Raw genomic sequence first — 22,970 nt, 5'->3', positions numbered from 1 at the left:
TCAGTACCCCTTGGGTGCTCGGCGAGGATCGGCCTGCTGAATCCGATCAGCCAGATTCGACGCGTCGGCGGAGACGCCATAGCGGTCCTCCGCATAGTTGATGAACGCGCACGCCTGCGCGACGAGATCGTGGATATCGCGGGACGTTCCGGGCTCGTGATAGGCCGCGAACGTTGGCGCGATGAACTGCCAGGCTCCCTTGCTCGGCGTGCCCTGTGCCGCGTTGGAGTCCCAATCGTTGACCGCGCCGGCGTTGTAGTTGGACTCGCGGCGAGCCACCAGGTCCATGCCGCGCTCCCAGCGGGCGCGCGCAGCTGGGTCGTGGATGCCCTTGATGTCCAGGGCTTTACGGATCGCCGCTATGACCGCTGACCGCCCGCTGCCCTGCTCGCCTCGCATTGCCGTCCGCCTTTGTCGGTAGCGCAGTCGCCTCATTCGAAGGGCCAGGAGCCGAGCTCGTCGGCGGGCGTTCAGGATGTGCCGATGCTGAGTGCGCAACCTCGCCGCCATGCGGGCCATCGCCTCGCGGCGTGCCAGTGGGGTGTCGGCCGGCTTGGTGTCGGCTATCGCGTCGTTCAGCACCGTCCCGGTGGTGCGCCTCGCGTGCGCATGGTCGCCGCGCGCCGTCGCCATGATTCGTGCGAGAGCGCGGTCGGTGCCGCTGGACCGGCGCACTTCGTACAGCGCGTTCATGGACCTCGTCGCTGCTGCAGCGGGAAGACCATCGGTCCTGACGTCAGCGTGTTCCTGCGCACCGACAACCGCAGCGGCGACGGTCTCGCCCGCGAACAAGCCGTGGCCGCGAGCCAACGCCGCCACTGCCTGCGTCGTCAGCGGATCAGTCAACGACTGCCCCACCCTGGTCCCCTTTGCGCCCATCCGTCCTGGACACCCGAGCTACTCCCACACCCTCTGGCCGCGAAAAACCCGTGTCAATAGCATGCACGAATCCGCAGTTCCGCTGTCAATAACGAGTGACCCGAACTCGCTTGATTAGTAGCGACCCTACTGCCGGACGCAGGCCCCAACCACTCACCTCCAGGTGGAGTGGGGACGGCGCCGTAGTGGGCTATTCCTTCGCGTCGTCCTCGGCGGGCATGATCACGATTCGCCGATTGGGCCGGTTGGTGACGACAGTCGGTTTTTCTTCGCCCGGTTTGGGACCCGGAGGGCTCGGCGGCATGGTCAGGCGGCCCTTGACCGGCTGACCGTTGGGCACACCCGGGGCCGAGATCCGCTTCTCGGGCGGCTTCTCTTTGCCGCCTTCACCACCCGCGCCCATCGCGCCCGGTGGCATCATCCCCATGCCACCCATCCCGGTCTGCCCCGACGTTGTGGGCGCGCCGCTGACCGGCGGCGTCATGGCGGCCTTGGCGGCCCCGGCGGGGGTCGTCGGCGGGGAGGAAGTCGGTACCGGTGGCGGCCCCAGTGAGCTGGCCGGGGTGGTGCCCCCGCCGCCGAGGCCCGCGCCGCCGCCGCCCAATCCCGCGCCGCCGCCTCCGGAGCCGGGGCCGACGCTGTCGACCAAATGCGTCGCGTCGGCGAGGCTGGCACCGTGAGCGCCGCCCTGAACCGCGCTCATCAGCGGCTGGATTGCGCTCTGGCCGGCCTGCATCGCCTGCTGCGGCAACTGCGTCAGCGGCTGCATGATGCCGCCAACCGCGCCGCCGAGCGCGCCCGTGATGCTTTGCAGCATCTGTTGCATCATCTGCGGGGCTTGCTGCCCGATGTTTTGCATCTGCTGCGCCGAATCTGCCTCATTCGCAGGAAACTTCGCTGCGGCATCGGCGGCGTGGGCACGGCGGTCGGCGTCTCCCTGGGCGCTGTCGGCTGCGTCCTTAGGTACCCCGGTGCCGGCGGCAGCATACAGCCCTCCACCGGCACCCCCAACCGGCGACGGGTCCGGCGGCGGCGGAGGTGGCATCGTCACCGGTGGCGGCGGCTGTATCCCCAATCCCTGCAACAAAATGTCCGGTGTGACTACGATCGGGTTTCCACCAGGATTCGGGGGAAATGCCGGCACCCCGTCTCCGCTCATGGCTTCACCCCCAATCCGCTCGAAAATCCGGCGATCACTTCGCATGCGCCCACGCACACGCAATTCGTACTTACTCAGTTTGGCATAGCTGCCTGGAAACGGTATTCACCTTGCATTTCGCGCATCGCGTATCCGCGCGCCGCCCTAAGTGCAGGTCACGTCGAACCATGCCATGTGGTAGTTCGCAAGGTACTGATGTCCATCGATCAGGGCCTCGATGGCCGTGAGCAACATCCAATCCGCGACGGCAGCCGCGGCGTGCTCCGGATACGCGGACAGGACCGAATTCTGCAGATCGGCGGTGCACCTGCGTAAGAGCTCAGTCTCATTGTCGAGCACGCCGGTATTCCGTACCGCTGGCGCCGCGATGGCCTGTGCAATTCGCGGCAGGCCATCGCGGCGACGCACCGCTTCCACGAGGGCTGGTCCGAGTTCGTCTACGCGCGGCGCGGCCGAGCGGGCTGGTCGATCACCGCTCAGCGTGGGTGCCTCTGGGTCTGATTCGGCAACATAGGTGTTGTGCTCATGCGCCGCGGCGACCACGACGGCTCCGAGCAAGTCCACGACGCTGGCGTCGTGACGACGTACGGCTGGCTCGAGCAGGGTCACATGGGCCGGCAGTCGGACATGCGGCGGTATCCATCCGCCGGCGAGGTCGGTGACCAGCAGAGTGGTGGTGCCGTCATCACGCAGGCCGGCCGCCCACGAGATTCGCGGCTCCTGGCGAGCGACGGCATCCACGAGCCGTTGCAGGCGCTGCTGCTCGGCAGCCCTACTGGAAACCGCGCCTGCCGTCCCGCCGGCCGCGGCTGACATTGCTGATGCGCCCACCATGCTCGACGAATTCGCGCCCGCGTGCCCGGCAGCGGTCGCGGCCGCTCCGCGTTCCACCGGCGAAACAAGCGGTCCGCCAGCGGCCGGGGACGATGCGGCCGAGGGAGCGACCGGGGCGCCCGAGACCGGCCCCGTCGGAACCGAAGGCATCGCGGGGGGCGCCGTGACCGGCGGCCGCAGGTCGGAGCCATAAGCCGGCAGTGAGCCAGGTGGGATGCTTGGGCCACCAGATACCGGCGCTGCCGGTCCCGACCATGAGCCCCCCGTGATTACCGGCGCTACCGGAGCGGCTCCTCCGGTGGTCGGCGGCGCGGGCGCGGCAGGCGGAGGCGCGTCGACCGGCGTGCCCGTCGGGACAAAAACTGCGGCGCTAGGTGCGGTCGGAGCCACAGACGGTGTCCCCACCGGCGGGCCGGCTTGCGGCGGTGTCCCCGGTCCCGACTCCATTGCGTTGATTGCGCCCGTCGAGAGACCTTGCGCGCCGGCACCTGCTGGCTGTCCCGTCGCCAGGCCGCTTGCAAAAGATTGGGCCAAGTTGGGCGGCCCGGCTTGGCCGAGGCCAGCGGGTGACATCGTCCCACCGGGCATGGCGGGCGCTCCCTGCAGCACCGAGCCGCCCCCGGCCACCTGGACGCCAGGAGCCGGCGTCGAAGCTGGGCCGGGCACTGTGCCCAGACCGCGCCCCTCGCCGTGTACTACAGCCGGGGTATAGGGCTGCCCATTGGGGGCGGCTCTCACTCCCGGAGCACCGTCACCAGAGCGCCCAGCGCCATGGACCACAGGCGCCGGCTGCCCCCGACTTTCCGTACCCCCTGGGATGCCTCCAGCGCCGCCATTTTCTGGGCGCCCGCCGGAATGTACTGGTGGCGCAGCCAAATCCTCTTTGCTGATTGGACGGGGCGGTGAAGCAGGGTCGCTGTTGAAACCATGCTGACTCGCCCACGTTCGTGCGTCAGCACCGACACCTTCGGCATCTAGGATTTTTTGCGTGGCGCCGACGATCTTATTGGTCGCGTCTCGGCTCGCGTTCGCCGCGTCCGCGTTGCACCTCTCTTGAACACCAAGTATTTCGGTTAGCTGCTGCGGCAACGGCTCTTTTGACGCAAGAATTCGATCGATATCCCGATCGCCGTCGCTAGCAATTTCGCTCAATCGGCTCCGCAGAAAATCGACCGCGTCGGCACCGGAATCGAAAGCTTCAGCCTTGTTCCTGTACTTTTCGGCGAGATCCATGTGAAACTTGGCGCCATCGTGGTATCGGGCAACGAGGTCATCTGCCGTGTGCCCCTGATTATTCGCTGCTAGGAGATTCTGCAAACTAGTCAGATCCTGCGAATACTGCTGCTGCTCTAGGCAAGCCTGCCGCCAGTACTGCCCAGCACCGCGCATAGCTGCGGAAGGAGCTGGCCACCAGGGCCCAACCAACAGCGCCGTCCACCTGCCGGGCGGAAGATCAGCTACCACCGTTCGCACACACGCTTTTCATTACGGAGTCTTTGGCAGTGATGTCGTCAAGTGCTGCCTGATATTGCGCATCGGTCGCCACAGTGTTGTTACTCATAGCGGTAAGAGTTGCGTAGGCGCCAGCCAACGCACGTGCCGCGTCGCGGTGCTTGGCATCGAGCGCGGGACTAGCAATTGCGTTCTCTAGCATGACGGCACCATTGGTGGTGGCAATACGGGCCAATGCACGATCGTTGCCGCCGGTATCGACCTCCACTGCACGGGCGGCCAGCTTATATGTGTCACATAGTTGTCTCTGCGCCGCAGCCGTTTCGGAAGCGCTCGGTATGGGCGCCGCTGTGGAGTTCGTGGGCTGCGGAGCCGATCGCGTCGCGGCGACGATCAACGCGGCGACAGCCACTGCCGCGGTTAAACCCACGGCGACCGCCAGCCACGGGCGCGAGCGTGATCCTGCGTGCCCGGAAAAGCTCGGTGTCCAATCTGCCAATGGCGGCTGGGCGGCCGTTCCCTCGCCAGGCCGCCAAGGCTGGTTCCCCACCATGCGCCCCTCCTCGAAGCCGACGGATCGAAATTGAACCGGTCTCCCGATTATGCGTGCCCTCCTCCCCATAGTGGATCAGGCAATCGGAAGCGAGCAATTCACCGGCGCCGCCCGCTAGCGCGATCTAGAGCCGCGATGCGGGCTAGCGAGGTGTGCATTGAGATCGGCCGCCACTACGGCTGTGCCCCCTCGAAGCGAGGGGACTATGCCGCGCGGCCGAGTAACTGGGACCGCCAGGTGTGCAACTCTTATGGGTCCTATGCGGTCAAGCTGACATTTGGGATCTCGGGGGCACCGGCACGGCTCAAGGGAGCGAGCGGCGTCGTTAACACCATCTAGGGCCGCTCAGCTATCCATCAAGCGGTCACCCGCCACCACAGAGCATTTTCATTGGCGCGTCTTTAGCGATCACGTCGTTGATCGCTGCCTGCCATTCCGAGTCGGGTACCACACCGCTCGTAGCCTTTGCCGTCGCTGTCAGGTAGGCCGCAGCGAGCGCGCGGGCGGCGTCGCGGTGTCTGGCATCAAGCGCTGGATCATCGGCCGCATTCTCGAGCATGAGAGCCGCGTTCGTAGTGGCGGTGCGAGCCAGCGCTTTGTCGCTTCCATTGGTGTCAATTTGCACGGCTCGGGCTGCCAATTTATAGGTTCCGCACAGTCGTTGTTGCGCGGCGGCAACTTCCGCAGGCCCATGGGTCGGCGTACTCGTGGTGGTCGTTGTCGTACTTGCCGTCGTCGAACGTGTGAGTGCCAAGACGAGGGCGGCGGTGGCCACGGCGGCCGTGAACGCTACCGCGACCCCCAGCCACGGACGCGGGCGCGCCGGTGGCTGAGCGGAAAAGCTCGGTGCCCAATTCGCCGTTGACGGCTGGGCGGCTGGGGCGGCCGGAGCCTCGCCCGGCCCCCAAGATTCGCTCCCCACCATGTACCCCTTACCGCGGCCGACGGATCCAAAGAACCCCGATTATGCGTGCCCCCTTCCGCTCCATAGTGGAACAGGCAACGGGAAGCCGGCAATTTACCGGCGCAGCGCTAACACCTTCTAAGACGTGCGCTCGCAAGCGCAAGGTCTGCGTTGAAATCCGCCACTGCGGTCCGTCCCGCCTTCGAAGTGCTCACGTGCGCAGCGCATGTGAGCAACCGGGGCTGCGACGCGCTCCGGTCCTTTGCGGTCGAACTGACATCCGGGGCATGCCGATCGCTCTTGGTCCGGCCACGATTCGAGCGAACACCGAGGTGTCCTTCCCGCCATCTTGATCCCCGAGCTATCGATGGCCCCCTTACCCGCGACCGCGAACTCTCTTCATCACAGCATATTTGTTGTTGACGTCACTGATGGTCGACTGCCATAACGGATCATCACGTTGCTGCACCGTGGCGGCGATCGCCTGAGAATTGCTATAAGCGTCCGCGAGTGCCAGTGCGGCGTCTCGATCGCAGGCGGCAACGCCGGATTTGCGCCCACCACGTGTTCCAGCATTAGGGCTCCGTTGACAACGGCAATGCCAGACAAAGCCGGGTTGTCACCGTTGGTTCCAATCTGCACGGCACGTGCGGTCAGGGTGTAGACGCCGCAGAGGTTCTTGTGCGCCGCAGCCGATACCGCCGTTGTGTACATCGGTGCTGCTGACGTGATCGGTGAGCTTGGGGCGGAGATGTTCGTCGACCGTGTAGCCACCACAACTAGGTCCTACGGCGCTCAGTAGGATGGCGATCGATGCCAACACAATCGCCAGCCATGTCCGTGGACGTTTCATGGCTTGCGTTGAATACGTCGGCTGCCACTGGCCCGCTGGCGGGCCGACAGGCGGTTCCCACCAAAATCCGAGGGGAGATCACCCATACAGCCCTCCCATGAAATGCCTCAGTCCGTGGAAATACCTCAGTCCGTGCGAAGCCATTCCGTTGAACTATCCACGGCACTGCACATCAACACCGTAAGAGAGTGATTGAAACAACGCTGCCCCGCGCACTGAGCGCCCGCGAGCGATCAAACTCGCGGCGCTGAGCCGTTGGCGCTCGGCCGCACGGCCTCCAAATCGCCGGCATTCTGCTGGTCCATGCTGGTGAAGCCCTTGGCCGCGTGATGGGCCTTCGCCCCGACATCGGTCAGCGTCCGCTGGTGACCCTGCAGGGTCTGCACGTGCTGCGTATGCGCCGCGGTCACCGCCGATTGAAACGCGTCGGCGGCCGCGAAGTCACCGAACATCCCCGCGCCTAGCGGCCCCCGCCCGAGCTGGTCGGCCCCCTCTTGCGCATGCCCGCCGGCGCGGTGCGATTCGTTTCCCCCGGAGTGCAGAAGGTCAGTGTCGACGAACATTGCCGCCCCTTCCGATCCATGCAGCGATCCCCGCGCCACTATTGACCAAGCTAAATACGCCACGCGCGGTGGTCAATTCACTTCGCCTAAACGGACCCCTACAACGCGCTCGCGCCGTCAGCCAACCCATCCCCGTCCGAATCGCTCAGCCGCACGTTCCACTTGCCGTCACCGTCGGTGTCAACGTATGCGGTCACGCCGCCCTCGTCGGCACACAGCACCCGGTCCGCCAGCCCGTCGCCATCGGTATCGAAAAGCCGGTCATCGGCGTGCCCGTGCCCGTCGAAGTCGACCAGCGGGCCACCGGTGTGCTCGACGCCGTCGAGGCCGAACCAGCGCAATTGTCGGCCCTGCTCCGTGGCCACCCCCCACGTCCCGGAACCATCATCGGTGAAGTACGCCTCGGGATTGCCGTCGTTGTCGAGGTCGAGCACCGCGTGATCGGCGATGCCGTCCGCGTCGAGGTCCGCGAACGCGTCGTCGCGCAGCCCATCGCCGTCGAAGTCGAGCCCGAAAGCATCGAGCCGGCCGTCGCCATCAAGGTCGAGGTCCAGGTCGTGGTGCCAGATAGATGCCGTACCGTCGTCGCCTGCAGCGCAGTAGTCCATGCATGCTCCGACGCGCAATCACCGCTACGGGTTCCCCCGTGAGCGCCACCAGTTGACCAGTTCCGCGGTCGCCTCGTCGGTCGTCAACGGCCCGCGTTCCAACCGCAGCTCCTTCAGGAAGCGCCACGCCTCGCCGACTTGCGGGCCCGCCGGGATGTCGAGCAATTTCATGATCTGGTTGCCGTCGAGGTCGGGCCGCACCCGCGCCAGATCCTCCTGCGCCGCCAGCTCGACGATCCGCGCCTCCAGCCGGTCATAGCTGGCCTGCAGCCGCGCCGCGCGCCGCTTGTTGCGGGTCGTGCAGTCGGCCCGCACCAGCTTGTGCAGTCGAGGCAGCAACGGCCCCGCGTCGGTGACGTAGCGGCGCACCGCGGAATCGGTCCACTTGCCCTCGCCGTAGCCATGGAACCGCAGATGCAGATACACCAGCTGCGAGACGTCGTCGACCATCTGCTTCGAATACTTCAACGCGCGCAACCGCTTTCGCGCCATCTTGGCGCCGACGACCTCGTGGTGGTGGAAACTGACACCGCCGTTGGCCTCGTGGCGTCTGGTGGCGGGCTTGCCGATGTCGTGCAGCAGCGCGGCCCAGCGCAGCACGAGGTCCGGGCCGTCGTCCTCCAGCGCGATCGCCTGCCGCAGCACGGTCAGCGAATGCTGGTAGACGTCCTTGTGCTGGTGGTGTTCGTCGATGGCCATCTGCATGCCGCCGACCTCGGGCAGCACCACCTCCCCCATGCCGGTCTGCACCAGCAGGTCGATGCCGGACACCGGGTCGTCACCGAGCAGCAGCTTGTCCAGTTCGGCGGCCACCCGCTCGGCGCTGATCCGGCCCAGCTCGGGCGCCATCGCCTCGATCGCCTCCCGCACGCGGGGAGTGACGGCGAAGCCGAGCTGCGAGACGAACCGCGCCGCGCGCAGCATCCGCAGCGGGTCGTCACCGAAGGACACCTCCGGTGCTGCCGGGGTGTCGAGCACGCGATCGCGCAGAGCCGCCAAACCGCCTAGGGGATCGAGGAATTCACCCGGCCCGTCGGGCGTGATGCGCACGGCCATCGCATTGGCCGTGAAGTCACGGCGCACCAGATCATCTTCGAGACTCGAGCCGAACTGCACCTCGGGCTTACGCGAGACGCGGTCGTAGGCGTCGGCGCGGAATGTGGTGATCTCCAAGCGATGGCCATCCTTGCCGACGCCGACGGTGCCGAAGTCGATGCCGGTGTCCCACAGGTTGTCGGCCCATCGCCGCAAGATCTGTTGCACCTGCTCGGGGCGGGCGTCGGTGGTGAAGTCCAGGTCGGGACTCAGCCTGCCCAGCAGCGCATCTCGTACCGAACCGCCGACGAGGTACAACTCGTGGCCGGCCGCGTCGAACGCCGACCCCAGCTCGCGCAGCATGTCCGCGTGTTGGTTCAGGGCGACCTGGGCGGCGGCAAGCAGCTGCATATCGGCGTCGGACACGTTCGATCAGCCTAGTAGGCCGGGCCGAAAAGCCCGTGTGAGGAGCCTCGCACCCGCTGCCGTGGCACGCGACGGAGTGAATTGACCGGCCGGCGTGCGGCAGTACCGTTGCGCAACGGGAAGGGTGAAAACCGCGGGCAATGCGGTTCTGCGATACATGAGCAATATGTCGAGTTCTCAGCGAGCGGACTTCTTCGACGGCCGCGCCTGGCGCACAGCAACATGGTCGGCGCCGTTGGTCGTGCAACTGATACTGGCGCTGTTGCTCGTCGCCATGCAGCTGTTGGGCAAGTGGCCGTTCGAAACGCACAGCGCGTACGCCGGTGAGCGCGTGTGGATGTTGACCGCCACCGTCCTAACGACCTTGGTGTCGGTGCTTGTCGGCGCCGCACTCCTCAGGTCGCCATCGCAGCGTAATCGCGGCCTCGGCCTCAGCACCGTGGCCTGTTCGGCCGTCGTGCTCGCCGGCGGAGCGGCCTTCGCTTATCTGGTCCTGCGCTGAAGGGCGCCGATGACCGACAATCGGTATGGGCCGCTGGCCTTCGCAGTCGCCATAGCTCACGTCTTCGTGGTGGACTTCGTCACCTGGCTGTTTGTTCTGCCGCTGTGGCCCTTGGTGTTTATCGTTCTGCCGGCAACGCTGGTCTACATCGGCGTCGGCGCCCTCATCGGCCTGGCATCGGGCCGACTCGGCCAGATCGGCCGCGGGATGATGATCGGCAGCCTGTCCGGGCCGCTCTCACTCCTGATCTTCATCCCCGCATTTGTCATCGCCGGAGCGATCGGTCCAATCTGAGCGCACGCATCAAGTCCTGAGCCGTCGCACGCCCCACTAGCGGCGAGTATGTCCAGGGAGACTATGCCGTGCCAGCTACTATCGCTTGGGTGTCGGACGGCGAACAGGGTAAGCCACGTCGGCGCCGGGGGCGGCGGCGCGGTCGTGGCGCTGTGAGTTCGACCGAGAACCAGACGAACGGCCAAGCGCCCGCCGACTCGACGGCGACGAAATCGCACCGATCCCGTTCGCCTCGTCGCGGACCGGATCGGCTGCGGACCGTGCACGAAACATCCGCCGGGGGTCTGGTCGTCGACGGCCTCGACGGGCCGCGCGACTCACTGGTCGCGGCACTGATCGGCCGCATCGATCGGCGTGGTCGGATGCTCTGGTCGCTGCCCAAGGGGCATATCGAAATGGGTGAGACCGCCGAGCAGACCGCGATAAGAGAGGTCGCCGAGGAAACCGGCATCCGCGGCAGCGTGCTGGCCGCGCTGGGCCGCATCGACTACTGGTTCGTCACCGACGGCCGCAGGGTGCACAAGACGGTGCACCACTATTTACTGCGCTTCTCCGGCGGAGAGTTGTCCGACGAGGACCTCGAGGTCGCCGAGGTGGCCTGGGTTCCGGTGCACGAGCTGCCCTCGAAGCTGGCCTACGCCGACGAACGGCGCCTCGCCCGAGTCGCCGACGAACTGATCGACAAGCTGCAGACCGACGGCCCCGCCGCGCTGCCACCGCTGCCACCCACCTCACCGCGGCGCCGACCGCAAACGCATTCGCGCACCCGGCACGCCGACAAACCGGCCACCAGCCGGAAGAACGGCCACGGGCCCGGGCCGTGACGGCATCCCGGCTCTGCTTGTTGCGCCTCGCGGCAGTGATCGGCATCGTGGCCGGGTTCGCGATGCTCACCTGGCCCGCCATGCCGCGCGCGGCCGCCAAAGAACCCGGCATCACGCCGTTCGTCCGAGTGCGCATCGACCAAGTCACGCCGGACGTCGTCACCACGTCCAGCCAACCCGTCGTCACCGTCACCGGCATGGTGACCAACATCGGCGACCGCCCCGTCCGCGACGTGATGGTCCGGCTCGAACACGCCGGGGCCGTCACCGCGTCCGCGGCTTTGAGGACCACACTGGACGGCGACACCGACCAGTACCAACCGGCCGCCGACTTTCTCACGGTCGCTCCCGAACTGCAGCGCGGGCAACAAGTCGGGTTCACCCTGTCCGCCCCGCTGCGTTCGCTGACCAAGCAATCGCTGGGGATCGACAAGCCGGGCATCTATCCGGTCCTGGTCAACGCGAACGGCACACCCGATTACGGCGCCCCCGCGCGGCTCGACAACGCGCGCTTCCTGCTGCCGGTCGTCGGCGTGCCACCCGATCAGGGCGGCGATCTGGCCTCCGCCGTCGCGCCCGACACCTCCAAACCCGTGTGGATGACCATGCTGTGGCCGCTGGCCGACCGGCCCCGGCTGGCCCCCGGCGTGCCCGGCGGCACCATCCCGGTCCGCCTCGTCGACGACGACCTGGCCACCTCGTTGGCCAGCGGCGGCCGGCTGGACATCCTGCTGTCGGCCGCGGAGGTAGCCACCAGCCACGACGTCGACCCCGACGGCGCGGTGGGCCGAGCGCTGTGTCTGGCCATCGACCCCGACCTGCTCGTCACCGTCAACGCGATGACGGCCGGCTACGTGGTGTCCGACTCCCCCGACGGGCCCGCGCAGGTGCCCGGCACCCCGACCCACGCCGGCGCCGGGCAGGCCGCGGCCGGCGAGTGGCTCAACCGGCTGCGCGCCCTGGCGCACCGCACCTGCGTGGCGCCGCTGCCGTATGCGCAAGCCGACCTGGACGCCCTGCAACGCGTCAACGACCGCGGGCTCAGCGCCACCGCGACCACCGGCGTCAACACCATCGTCGACCGCATCCTGGACGTCGCCTCCGTCCGCGGCGCCACGTTGCTGCCCGACGGCCCGTTGACCAGCCGCGCGGTCAGCCTGCTCGGCGGCAACGAAAGCACCGTCGCCATAGCCGCCGCAGAATTGTCGGCCCCGGACGGCCAAGCGTCCTCCGACGCCACCGTCGACACCGCGCCGCAGCGGCTGTCCCCGCAAGTCGTGCTCGCACCGTTCGACCCGGCCGTGGGCGCGGCGCTGGCCGGGGCGGGCAGCTCGCCCTCCGTCCCCACCTATCTGGACTCCTCGCTGACCGTCCGGCTCGCGCATGACTCGGTGACCGCGCGCCGCCAGGACGCGCTGGGGTCCATGTTCTGGCACGCCTTGCGGCAGGACGACGCGCCCCGCACGCAGGTCCTGGCCCCGCCGGCGACGTGGAACCTGCAGGCCGACGACGCGCACGTCATCCTGACCGCGCTGACCACCGCCATCCGGTCCGGCCTGGCGATCCCACGACCGTTGCCGGCGGTCATCTCCGAGGCCGCGGCCCGCACCGAGCCGTCCGAACAGGTGGGCGCCTACACGTCCGCGCGGGGCCGCTTCGGCGACGACGTCACCGCCCTGGTGGCCGGCCAGGTCGGCCGGCTGTGGGGCCTGACGTCCGCGCTGAGCACGGACGAACGCACCGGGCTGAACGGCATCCAGTACACCGCCCCGCTGCGCGAAGACATGCTGCGCGCGCTCAGCGAATCCCAGCCTCCCGACACCCGTAACGGGATGGCCCAGCAGCGTCTGGCTGTCGTCGGCAAGACGATCAACGACTTGTTCGGGGCGGTCACGATCGTCAACCCCGGCGGCTCCTACACCCTGGCCACCGAGCACAGCCCCCTGCCGCTGGCTCTGCACAACGGACTGGCCGTCCCGATCCGGGTGCGGCTGCAGGTCGACGCCCCGCCGGGCATGACGGTCACCGACGTCGGCCAGATCGAGCTGCCGCCCGGATACCTACCGCTGCGGGTGCCGATCGAAGTCAACTTCACCCAGCGGGTCGCCATCGACGTGTCGTTGCGGACCCCCGACGGACTGCGGCTGGGCGACCCGGTGCGCCTGTCGGTGCATTCCAACGCCTACGGCAAGGTGCTGTTCGCGATCACCATGACGGCCGCGGCCGTGCTGGTGTTGCTGGCGGGACGGCGCCTTTGGCACCGCTTCCGCGGCCAACCCGACCCCGCCGACCTCGACCGACCCGACCCGCCGGGCGCCCGATCCGCGGGGGTGGATGACGGGGCCGATGACCGGCTCGAACAAGAGCACCGCGTATGAAGCCCGGCCACCGGCAGGCCGCACCGCAACCCCACCGCCTGCCAGAGCCGCCGCGGCGACCCCGCAGCCCGGGCTCGCCGCCCACCGGTCCCCTGCCGCCGGTCCCCGCGGGGATCGACCGCCGGCGGCCCGAACTCTCCGATGCCGCCCTGGTGTCGCGGTCGTGGGCGATGGCCCTCGCCACGCTGGTCAGCCGGCTCACCGGCTTCGCCCGGATCGTGCTCCTGGCCGCGATCCTGGGCGCCGCACTGTCTAGTGCGTTCTCGGTGGCCAACCAGCTGCCGAACCTGGTCGCGGCGCTGGTCCTCGAGGCGACCTTCACCGCGATCTTCGTTCCGGTGCTGGCCCGCGCCGAGCAGAGTGACCCCGACGGCGGCGCGGCGTTCGTGCGGCGCCTGGTCACCCTGACGACCGCGCTGCTCGTGTTGGCGACGGCGTTGTCGGTGCTCGCCGCTCCCCTGCTGGTCCGGTTGATGCTGGGCCGGGTTCCGCAGGTCAACGAGCCGCTGACGACCGCGTTCGCCTACCTGCTGCTCCCCCAGGTGCTCGCCTACGGCCTCACGTCAGTGTTCATGGCGATCCTGAACACCCGCAACGTCTTCGGGCCGACGGCGTGGGCGCCGGTGGTCAACAACGTCGTCGCGCTCGCCACCTTGGCGGTGTACGCGGCCGTCCCCGGTGAGTTGTCGGTCGACCCCGTCCGGATGGGCAACACCAAGCTGCTGGTCCTCGGCATCGGCACCACGCTGGGCGTGTTCGCGCAGACCGCGGTACTGCTGGTGGCGCTGCGCCGCCAGCGCGTGGACCTGCGTCCCCTCTGGGGAATCGACGAACGCCTCAAGCGCTTCGGGACCATGGCCGCCGCGATGGTGCTCTACGTGCTGATCAGCCAGCTCGGCCTGGTGGTCGGTAACCAGATCGCCAGCACGGCGGCCGCGTCGGGCCCGGCGATCTACAACTACACGTGGCTGGTCCTGATGCTGCCGTTCGGCATGATCGGCGTCACCGTGCTGACGGTGGTGATGCCGCGGCTGAGCCGCAACGCCGCCGCCGACGACACCAAGGCGGTGCTGGCCGACCTGTCGCTGGCCACCCGCCTGACGTTGATCACGCTGATTCCGATCGTCGCGGTCATGACCGTCGGCGGCCCGGCGATCGGCAGCGCGCTGTTCGCCTACGGCCACTTCGGCGGCGTCGACGCTGGATACCTGGGCACCGCGATCGCGCTATCGGCCTTCACGCTGATCCCCTACGGGCTGGTGCTGCTGCAGCTGCGTGTCTTCTACGCGCGCGAGCAGCCCTGGACGCCGATCGTCATCATCCTGGTCATCACGGCCGTCAAGATCGTCGGATCCGTCCTGGCCCCGCACCTCACCGACGACCCCAAGTTGGTGGCCGGTTATCTGGGACTGGCCAACGGAATCGGCTTCCTGGCGGGCGCGATCATCGGCTACCTGCTGTTGCGGCACACCCTGCTGCCGGCGGGCGGTGAGTTGATCGGCAAAGGCGAGCTGCGCACGATCCTGGTGACGATCACCGCCTCGATGCTGGCCGGTTTGGTGGCCCATGTGGCCGACCGGCTGTTGGGACTGGACGCGCTCACCGCGCACGGCGGCGCCGCGGGCTCGCTGCTGCGGCTGCTGATCCTGGCGGTGATCATGCTGCCGATCATGGCCGCGGTCCTGCTTCGCGCCGGTGTCCCGGAGGCGCAGGCCGCCCTCGACGTCGTCCGCCGGCGCTTCGGCGGCCGGGCGGCGATGTCGCGCAATCCGGTGACAAAGGACCGATCGTCTCGCCGTGCCCGGGTCACGTACCCTGAGCAGAGGAATTCGTCCACACCTGGGGTAAATGCGGTCCAGGAGCCGATCCGGCGCAGACCTCCGGAGCGGGCTACCCAAGCCCGGATAGCGAAAGGACCGGAGGTGACCGACCGCCCTATCGAGAGTGCCGCGTCGGGGGCCGAGCTGCCACCACCGGTTGCCGACGACTTCCAGCCAGACATCCCGGCCGAGCGCGCGCCGGAACCCCCGGCCGCGCGCCCGTCCAACGGCGACCTGCCGCCAGAGTCGCGACGAGGTCCTGCCCCGTTCGACGCACCGCGGGACCGTGGCGCGGACCCGTCCGGAGACGACGTCCACCTGGTTCCGGGCGCCCGCATCGCCGGCGGCCGCTACCGGCTGCTGGTCTTTCACGGCGGAGCGCCGCCCCTGCAGTTCTGGCAAGCGTTGGACACCGCGCTGGACCGGCAGGTGGCGCTCACATTCGTCGATCCCGACGGGGCGTTGCCCGACGAGGTGCTGCAGGAGATCCTGTCCCGCACGCTGCGCCTGAGCCGGATCGACAAGCCCGGCATTGCCCGGGTGCTCGACGTGGTTCACACCGGTCACGGCGGCCTGGTGGTCTCCGAGTGGGTGCGCGGCGGTTCGCTGCAGGAAGTGGCCGACACCGCGCCGTCGCCGGTCGGTGCTGTCCGGGCCATGCAGTCGCTGGCTGCGGCCGCCGACGCGGCCCACCGAGCCGGCGTCGCGCTGTCGATCGACCACCCGAGCCGGGTCCGCGTCAGCATCGAGGGCGACGTCGTCCTCGCCTACCCGGCCACCATGCCTGACGCCAACCCGCAGGCCGACATCCGCGGCATTGGTGCCGCGCTGTACGCCCTGCTGGTCAACCGGTGGCCGCTCACGGAATCCAGCGTGCGGAGCGGACTCGCCCCTGCCGAACGCGATTCGACGGGCCAGCCGGTGGAACCGATGATCATCGACCGCGGCATTCCCTTCCAGATTTCCGCCGTCGCGGTGCGGGCGGTTCAGGAGGACGGCGGGATCCGTAGCGCCTCAACGCTTTTGAACCTGCTACAGCAAGCGACCGCGGTGGCCGACCGGACCGAGGTGCTGGGTCCGATCGACGATTCGCCCGCGCCGGCCACCGCCCGAGAATCCGCGGCCCCGGACGAAGCGGCGTTCGCGCGCCGGCGCCGCAACCTGTTGATCGGCATGGGCGCCGGCCTTGCCGTCATCATCGTGGCGCTACTGGTCTTGGCGTCGGTGGTGAGCAAGATCTTCGGCAACGTCGGCGGCGGCCTGAACAAGGACGAGCTCGGGCTGAACGGCCCGTCGTCTTCCACCTCGTCGTCGGCCACGAGTTCCGCGGCCGCCGGCAGCGTCGTCAAGCCGACGAAGGCGACGGTCTACTCGCCCGACGGTGACGCCGACAACGCGGGCACGGCTGGCCAGGCGATCGACGGCGACCCCTCGACCGCCTGGGCCACCGAGGTCTATACCGACGCCGTCCCGTTCCCCAGCTTCAAGCAGGGCGAAGGGCTCATGCTGCAGCTGCCCAGCGCGACCGTGATCGGCCAAGTCAGCATCGACACACCCAGCACCGGCACCAAGGTCGAAATCCGCTCGTCGGCCACGGCGTCGCCGGCGTCCCTGAACGACACCACCGTGCTGGCGCCGGCGTTCACGCTCAGACCCGGCCACAACGTCATCCCGGTGCGAGCCGGTTCCCCGACCTCGAACTTGCTGGTGTGGATCTCCACGTTGGGAACCACCAACGGCAAGAGCCAGGCCGGCTTTTTCGAGATCACGGTCCAGGCCGCTTCCTGACGCTCACAGATCCGTCCCGTGGTGAAGTGCCGCCCCACAACGGATTGGTTACTGTCCGGCCGTGGGCTCCCGGGGAGACATCCAGCGCGAACGCAGTGATGCCGAGCTGCTGGCGGCCCATGTAGCCGGCGACCGCCACGCCTTCGGCGAACTGTTCCTGCGCCACCAGCGACAGCTGCACCGCCTCGCCCGGCTCACCACCCGCACCGCCGAGGACGCCGAGGACGCGCTGCAGGACGCCATGCTCTCGGCGCACCGCGGGGCCGGCGCGTTCCGGCATGACGCCGCCGTCAGCAGCTGGTTGCATCGCATCGTCGTCAACGCGTGCCTGGACCGGCTGCGCCGCATCAAGGCGCACCCGACCGTCGCCCTAGAGGACGTCTACGCGGTGGCTGACCGCACCGCCCAGGTCGAGACCGCGATGGTGGTGCAGCGCGCCTTGCTGCGGCTGCCCGTCGAGCAGCGGGCCGCCGTGGTGGCGGTCGACATGCAGGGCTACTCGGTGGCCGACACCGCCGCGCTGCTCGGCGTTGCCGAGGGCACCGTCAAGAGCCGATGCGCCCGGGCCCGCATGCGGCTCGCGGAACTCCTCGGCTACCTCAACGCGGCGCCCAACCCGGCCCCACCCATGGCCGTCAGGCAACCCATGACGGACACTGGGGCGGATGGGTGAAGCCGACGACCAAGGCGACGAGCCGCCCCTGACGGTTGAGCTTCTCGCCGACCTGCAGGCCGGCCTGCTCGACGACGAATCCGCGGCCCGCGTGCGTCAACGGGTCCGCGACAACCCGGAAGCCGAGAAAATCCTGCGCGCCCTGAACCGGGCCCGCAGCGACGTCGCCACGCTGGGGGCCGAGCCGGCGCCCGCGGTCCCGCCCGAGGTGTCCGCCCGGATCACGGCGGCGCTCGAATCCGCGGACGCAGGCCAGCCCCTCGCGCACTCCGCCCGGCCGCGGGTTCGGCCCGCGCGGGTGGTCGCCGGGGTCACCGGCATCGGTGCGCTGCTCGCGGCGGTCGGCGTGGGGACCGCGGCGCTGATCAACGCGCCCGAGCCTGCGCCCAGCACTGAGGTCACCGCCGAGCACATCACGGTGTCGACGCCGCCGATGGCGGTCCCGCTGTCGGAGGAGGAAATCCTCCGGCTGCTTGCCCAGACCCCGGATTACGGCCCGCTGGCCGACCCGGCGCGGCGCGCCTCCTGTCTCACCGGCCTCGGCTACCCGGCATCCACACAGGTGCTCGGCGCGCGGCCGGTCGAGGTCAACGCGCGCCCCGGGGTCGTGCTGGTGGTGCCGGGCGACGCTCCCCGCAGCCTGGCGGTTTACGCGGTCGCGCTGAACTGCAGCGCCGCCGACACCGGCCTGTTGGCCAACACCCAGATCCCGCGCCCCTAGTGTGGTGCGATGGGTGGGCCGACGCCCGGGAACAGCCGTGCCTACGCTGGCGTTTGTACCAATCCGGGGACGATTTCTTGAAAGGGCTCTATGACCGCCGACACTGTGCACGACGTGATCATCATCGGTTCGGGTCCGGCCGGGTACACCGCGGCGTTGTATACGGCGCGGGCACAGCTGGCCCCCTTGGTATTCGAGGGAACGTCGTTTGGTGGCGCGTTGATGACCACCACCGAGGTGGAGAATTACCCCGGTTTCCGTGATGGCATCACCGGCCCGGAGCTGATGGACCAGATGCGCGAACAGGCGCTGCGGTTCGGGGCCGACCTGCGGATGGAAGACGTCGAGTCCGTGTCGCTGGACGGCCCGGTCAAGTCGGTGACCACCGCCGAGGGCGAGGCGTTCCGTGCGCGGGCGGTCATCTTGGCCATGGGCGCAGCGGCTCGGTACCTGGGCGTGCCCGGCGAGCAGGAACTGCTGGGCCGCGGCGTGAGCTCGTGCGCGACCTGCGATGGGTTCTTCTTCAAAGATCAAGACATCGCGGTGATCGGTGGCGGCGACTCGGCCATGGAGGAAGCCACCTTTTTGACCCGGTTCGCACGCAGCGTCACCCTGGTGCACCGCCGCGACGAATTCCGCGCGTCACGCATCATGCTCGAACGCGCCCGGGACAACGACAAGATCACCATCTTGACCAACAAGGCCGTGCTCGGTGTCGACGGGGACCAGACGGTGACCGGTTTGCGGTTGCGCGACACGGTGACTGGGGAGGAATCGACCCTGCCCGTGACGGGCGTATTCGTGGCGATTGGTCACGACCCGCGCTCGGAGTTGGTCCGCGATGCGCTCGACACCGACCCCGACGGTTACGTTCTGGTCAAGGGCCACACCACCGCCACCTCGATCGACGGCGTGTTCGCCGCGGGCGACTTGGTGGACCGCACCTACCGCCAGGCCATCACCGCTGCGGGCAGCGGCTGTTCGGCGGCCATCGACGCCGAACGCTGGCTGGCCGACCACGTCGAATCAAGCTCGGCCGCCCAAAGCGACGCAACCGAATTTCCTGGCAGTACTGAGATGATTGGAGCACCTCAATGACCGACGCCGAAAAAGCCGGGGCCACAATCGAAGTCTCTGACGCATCGTTCTCCACCGAGGTGTTGTCCAGCAACAAGCCTGTGCTGGTTGACTTTTGGGCCACGTGGTGCGGGCCGTGCAAGATGGTCGCGCCGGTCCTCGAGGAGATCGCGAGTGAGCGAGCCGAGCAGCTCACCATCGCCAAGCTCGACGTCGACGCCAATCCCGTGACTGCGCGTGATTTCCAGGTCGTCTCGATTCCGACCATGATCTTGTTCAAGGACGGCCAGCCGGTGAAGCGGATCGTTGGCGCAAAGGGCAAGGCGGCGCTGCTGCGTGAGCTCTCGGACGTGGTTCCCAACCTGGGTTGATCCTGAATTACGCCATCACACCACGCCCCCGCGTTCGGCCTGGTGTTTTCCCGATTAGGCGAAGCATCTGCGACAATTGCGGTTAGCTGTTGCCCAGATGTGAGCCTGTCAGTGTGTCCCGGAGGGCCTTTGGTATGTCGAGTCCGCGCCGTGAATACGGCGATGCGCTGCGCTGTGGTGACCGCAGCGCAGCTGTGACCGAAATCCGGGCGACGCTGGCAACGCTAGGGCTGCTGGACACCCCGGAGGAAGAGCTCACCACCGGCCGGCTTGTGCCCCCCGAGCTCTTCGATGCCGAGCTCGACCAGGCGGTGCGGGCCTTCCAGCAGCACCGCGGCCTGCTGGTCGACGGCATCGTCGGCGAGGCCACCTATCGCGCCTTGAAGGAGGCGTCGTACCGGCTGGGGGCCCGCACGCTGTATCACCAATTCGGGGCCCCGCTCTACGGTGACGACGTCGCCACGTTGCAGGCCAGGCTCCAGGACCTTGGTTTCTACACCGGTCTGGTCGACGGGCACTTCGGATTGCAGACACACAATGCCCTGATGTCGTACCAGCGTGAGTACGGGCTGGCCGCCGACGGCATCTGTGGCCCAGAAACCTTGCGCTCCTTGTACTTTCTGAGCTCCCGCGTCACGGGCGGCTCCCCTCACGCGATTCGCGAGGAGGAGCTGGTCCGTCGCTCGGGGCCGAAGCTGTCGGGCAAGCGGATCATTATCGATCCGGGCCGCGGCGGCACCGACCTCGGGGAGCTGATGCACGGTCCATCGGGTCCGGTCAGCGAAGCAGATGTGTTGTGGGACTTGGCGAGCCGGCTTGAGGGACGGATGACCGCCATCGGCATGGAGACCTTCCTGTCGCGGCCAGTCAACCGCAGCCCGTCCGACGCCGAACGCGCCGCCACCGCCAACAACGTGGGGGCCGACCTGATGATCAGCTTGCGCTGCGAGAACCAGCCCAGCCCGGCGGCGAACGGCGTCGCTTCCTTTCATTTCGGAAACTCACACGGCTCGGTCTCCACGATCGGGCGCAACCTCGCGGACTTCATCCAACGAGAAGTCGTGGCCCGCACCGGGTTACGGGATTGCCGAACGCATGGCCGGACTTGGGACCTGTTGCGCCTGACCCGCATGCCGACCGTTCAGGTCGACGTCGGCTATATCACCAATCCGCAGGATCGGGCGATGCTGATCTCCACCCAGACCCGCGACGCCATCGCCGAAGGAATTCTCGCCGCGGTCAAGCGGCTCTACCTGCTGGGCAAGAACGACCGGCCCACCGGCACCTTCACGTTCGCCGAACTGCTGGCTCACGAACTGTCGGTGGAGCGGGCCAGCCGGCTCGGCGGCTCCTAGCCGATCTCGGCGCCCCGCAACGTATTTCCCGCCCCGGTCCCCGCTCCTACCGGCTCTTGCAACTGGGCGTTTTCCAGCAGTCGCTCCAAGGCAGCCTCGACTTCGGCCTTCCATCCCAGGCCCTTGTCCAACTCGAGCCGCAGCCGCGGAAAGTACGGATGTGGCGCCACCACAACGAAATCCGCGTCCTGCAAGAATTCGGCGTCCATCACGCAGTGGTCCACCGAGCAGTCACCGACGGCCTCCAGCACCGGCCGCACGTCCGGGCTCGCCGCCAGCGGATCCTGCAACTCCGAAGCCGCCGGTGTGCGCCCGAAGGCTTCCAGGGCCCGCACTCCGCGCCGCACCAGTTCGTCGATCACCCGGGCGAGTAGACCATGCGGCAGGTCGTCGGTGGCCTGCCCCGGCTCGATACCCATCGACGTCAACAGCACCGCGTCCGCGGAGACCGGAGCGGTGGGGAATAGCTGGGCGCGCGGCACCGCCCGCGGCGGCGCATAAAAGACGTAGCCCAGGCACGGTGGTTCGCTCTGGCTTCTGTCGTCGGTGACCGCGGTCGCGACCTGACCGCACGAGCCCCACTCCAGCATGACCATCGACAGCCATGCTTCCTTCTCAAATTCGGGATCGGCGAGGTGGTCCTGGTTACCGAGGGTCGCCGGGTCAACCTCCCAGTACACGCAGCGGCGTGCATGCTTGGGAAGCTGCTCGAAGGCCTCGAGGCGCAGCGGTGTGATTCGAGCGGACACTAGCCTCCTGGCTCCTGTGCGGTACTGCAGCCAATTGCACCGACAACCCCTCCAGGATAGGAGAGTATGTCGCAATCGGGCCAGCTTTGGGGTCGAGGCGCCGGTCACGGCGCGGTCAGCCTCGCAGCGTTACCGTCCCGGCTGATTCGTTACCGAAAATCCTTGAAACGCACGTGCTTTCGTGATGCCGCGGTGCCGAGCACCGGTCGTCGCCGATCCGTGACCGCTGCGGTGTCACAGTGACGTAATTACAGGGTATGGCGGGGTCAGGCCTTCGCGGCGGTCATTATGTCGATAATTCGTTGCAAATCGTCGACGGACCCGAACTCCACGACGATCTTCCCCTTGCGCTTGCCCAGGCTGACCGTGACCCGCGTATCGAACGCATTCGACAAGCGCTCGGCCACCTCCTGCAGGCCGGGCATCTGAATCGGCTTGCGCCGCTGGGGTGCGGGGGTGGTCGCGCCGGCCCGATTCGCCAGCGTCACCGCTTCCTCGGTCGCCCGCACCGACAGTCCCTCCGCGACGATCCGGCTGGCCAGCTCCTCCTGCGCCTCGGGCCCGGCTTCCAGGGACAAGAGGGCGCGGGCATGGCCGGCCGACAGCACGCCCGCCGCCACCCGCCGTTGCACCGGGATCGGCAGCTTGAGCAACCGGATCATGTTGGTGATCAAGGGCCGCGAGCGACCGATTCGTGAGGCAAGTTCGTCGTGGGTGACGCCGAATTCGTCCAACAGCTGTTGGTAAGCCGCCGCCTCCTCCAAGGGATTGAGCTGGACGCGGTGGATGTTTTCCAGCAGGGCGTCGCGGAGCAGATTGTCGTCGCCGGTCTCACGCACGATGGTGGGGATGGTGGCGAGCCCCGCCTCTTGGGCCGCCCGCCAGCGCCGCTCCCCCATCACGATCTGATAGCGGGGACCCGTCTTGGCGCCGGGTACCGCGCGCACCACGATCGGCTGCAGCAGACCGAACTCGCGGATGGAGTGCACCAGTTCGGCGAGCGCCTCGTCGTCGAACACCTGCCGCGGCTGGCGCGGGTTGGGCTCGATGTCGGACGGCGCGATCTCGCGATACACCGCGCCCGCCGGGGCCAGGTCCGGACTCGGTCCCCCGATCAACACGTCCGCCGCCGCGTCCCCCATCCGGGGGCCC

20 protein-coding genes are annotated in these 22,970 nt (G+C 68.1%); 10 read left to right on the top strand and 10 right to left on the bottom strand.

Going from position 1 to position 22,970, the window contains the following annotated elements:
• The 8 genes from A5695_RS20750 to A5695_RS20710 all read right to left on the bottom strand — a co-directional run bounded on the left by A5695_RS20750 (position 1) and on the right by A5695_RS20710 (position 9,251).
• Positions 1 to 879: a transglycosylase gene (locus A5695_RS20750; protein WP_082946212.1), complete on the bottom strand. Its 879-nt coding sequence runs from the start codon at positions 877 to 879 to the stop codon at positions 1 to 3.
• A 190-nt stretch (positions 880 to 1,069) separates the two neighbouring features.
• A complete protein-coding gene (locus A5695_RS20745) occupies positions 1,070 to 1,924 on the bottom strand; it encodes a hypothetical protein (protein WP_369830217.1) in 855 nt (284 codons plus the stop codon).
• 258 nt (positions 1,925 to 2,182) lie between these two features.
• Positions 2,183 to 2,854: a DUF5631 domain-containing protein gene (locus tag A5695_RS30365; protein WP_082946211.1), complete on the bottom strand. Its 672-nt coding sequence runs from the start codon at positions 2,852 to 2,854 to the stop codon at positions 2,183 to 2,185.
• 1,471 nt (positions 2,855 to 4,325) lie between these two features.
• Positions 4,326 to 4,877 (bottom strand): hypothetical protein, encoded by a 552-nt coding sequence (locus A5695_RS27870; protein WP_082946210.1) that lies wholly within the window; start codon positions 4,875 to 4,877, stop codon positions 4,326 to 4,328.
• 364 nt (positions 4,878 to 5,241) lie between these two features.
• Complete coding sequence (locus tag A5695_RS20725; RefSeq protein ID WP_068086490.1) at positions 5,242 to 5,802, bottom strand: hypothetical protein; 561 nt, start codon at positions 5,800 to 5,802, stop codon at positions 5,242 to 5,244.
• Between the two features lie 1,065 nt (positions 5,803 to 6,867).
• Positions 6,868 to 7,197 carry a DUF2563 family protein gene (locus tag A5695_RS20720; protein ID WP_068086486.1) on the bottom strand — a complete coding sequence of 110 codons (330 nt, stop codon included), beginning with the start codon at positions 7,195 to 7,197 and terminating at the stop codon, positions 6,868 to 6,870.
• A gap of 98 nt (positions 7,198 to 7,295) precedes the next feature.
• Positions 7,296 to 7,805, bottom strand: coding sequence for a pullulanase (locus A5695_RS20715; protein WP_068086483.1), 510 nt, complete (start codon positions 7,803 to 7,805; stop codon positions 7,296 to 7,298).
• A gap of 24 nt (positions 7,806 to 7,829) precedes the next feature.
• Positions 7,830 to 9,251, bottom strand: a complete 1,422-nt coding sequence (locus A5695_RS20710) for a CCA tRNA nucleotidyltransferase (RefSeq protein ID WP_156749779.1) — start codon at positions 9,249 to 9,251, stop codon at positions 7,830 to 7,832.
• 274 nt (positions 9,252 to 9,525) lie between these two features.
• Between A5695_RS20710 and A5695_RS20705 the strand changes: the two genes are divergently transcribed.
• From A5695_RS20705 to A5695_RS20660, 10 genes are all read left to right on the top strand, one after another.
• Positions 9,526 to 9,768 (top strand): hypothetical protein, encoded by a 243-nt coding sequence (locus tag A5695_RS20705; RefSeq protein ID WP_068086508.1) that lies wholly within the window; start codon positions 9,526 to 9,528, stop codon positions 9,766 to 9,768.
• A 66-nt stretch (positions 9,769 to 9,834) separates the two neighbouring features.
• On the top strand, positions 9,835 to 10,062 hold the full coding sequence (locus A5695_RS20700; protein ID WP_082946214.1) for a hypothetical protein: 228 nt from the start codon (positions 9,835 to 9,837) through the stop codon (positions 10,060 to 10,062).
• A gap of 89 nt (positions 10,063 to 10,151) precedes the next feature.
• Positions 10,152 to 10,886 (top strand): NUDIX hydrolase, encoded by a 735-nt coding sequence (locus tag A5695_RS20695; RefSeq protein WP_068086475.1) that lies wholly within the window; start codon positions 10,152 to 10,154, stop codon positions 10,884 to 10,886.
• A complete protein-coding gene (locus tag A5695_RS20690; protein ID WP_068086472.1) occupies positions 10,883 to 13,264 on the top strand; it encodes a hypothetical protein in 2,382 nt (793 codons plus the stop codon). The genes A5695_RS20695 and A5695_RS20690 overlap by 4 nt, the downstream gene beginning before the upstream one ends.
• Complete coding sequence (murJ, locus tag A5695_RS20685; protein ID WP_068086469.1) at positions 13,261 to 16,872, top strand: murein biosynthesis integral membrane protein MurJ; 3,612 nt, start codon at positions 13,261 to 13,263, stop codon at positions 16,870 to 16,872. Before A5695_RS20690 ends, murJ begins: the two co-directional genes overlap by 4 nt.
• A gap of 61 nt (positions 16,873 to 16,933) precedes the next feature.
• On the top strand, positions 16,934 to 17,545 hold the full coding sequence (gene sigM / locus A5695_RS20680; protein WP_068086466.1) for an RNA polymerase sigma factor SigM: 612 nt from the start codon (positions 16,934 to 16,936) through the stop codon (positions 17,543 to 17,545).
• Positions 17,538 to 18,266 (top strand): hypothetical protein, encoded by a 729-nt coding sequence (locus tag A5695_RS20675; RefSeq protein WP_068086463.1) that lies wholly within the window; start codon positions 17,538 to 17,540, stop codon positions 18,264 to 18,266. The genes sigM and A5695_RS20675 overlap by 8 nt, the downstream gene beginning before the upstream one ends.
• A gap of 90 nt (positions 18,267 to 18,356) precedes the next feature.
• On the top strand, positions 18,357 to 19,364 hold the full coding sequence (gene trxB / locus A5695_RS20670) for a thioredoxin-disulfide reductase (RefSeq protein ID WP_068086460.1): 1,008 nt from the start codon (positions 18,357 to 18,359) through the stop codon (positions 19,362 to 19,364).
• The gene (gene trxA / locus A5695_RS20665; RefSeq protein ID WP_068086457.1) at positions 19,361 to 19,714 is read left to right on the top strand and encodes a thioredoxin; all 354 of its coding nucleotides are present in this window, start codon (positions 19,361 to 19,363) and stop codon (positions 19,712 to 19,714) included. Before trxB ends, trxA begins: the two co-directional genes overlap by 4 nt.
• Before the next feature lie 134 nt (positions 19,715 to 19,848).
• On the top strand, positions 19,849 to 21,069 hold the full coding sequence (locus A5695_RS20660) for an N-acetylmuramoyl-L-alanine amidase (protein ID WP_068086454.1): 1,221 nt from the start codon (positions 19,849 to 19,851) through the stop codon (positions 21,067 to 21,069).
• Here the strand turns inward: A5695_RS20660 and A5695_RS20655 are convergent.
• Both A5695_RS20655 and A5695_RS20650 read right to left on the bottom strand, forming a co-directional pair.
• A complete protein-coding gene (locus A5695_RS20655) occupies positions 21,066 to 21,818 on the bottom strand; it encodes an acetyltransferase (RefSeq protein ID WP_068086451.1) in 753 nt (250 codons plus the stop codon). The two genes, A5695_RS20660 and A5695_RS20655, sit on opposite strands and share 4 nt — an antisense overlap.
• Before the next feature lie 266 nt (positions 21,819 to 22,084).
• On the bottom strand, positions 22,085 to 22,970 hold an 886-nt coding region (locus tag A5695_RS20650; protein ID WP_197515571.1), incomplete at its 5' end, for a ParB/RepB/Spo0J family partition protein.

Source organism: Mycobacterium sp. E1747, assembly GCF_001667775.1.
GTDB lineage: Bacteria > Actinomycetota > Actinomycetes > Mycobacteriales > Mycobacteriaceae > Mycobacterium.
Note: the sequence above shows the minus strand (reverse complement) of the source record. Positions and strands in the feature narration are given on the sequence as shown.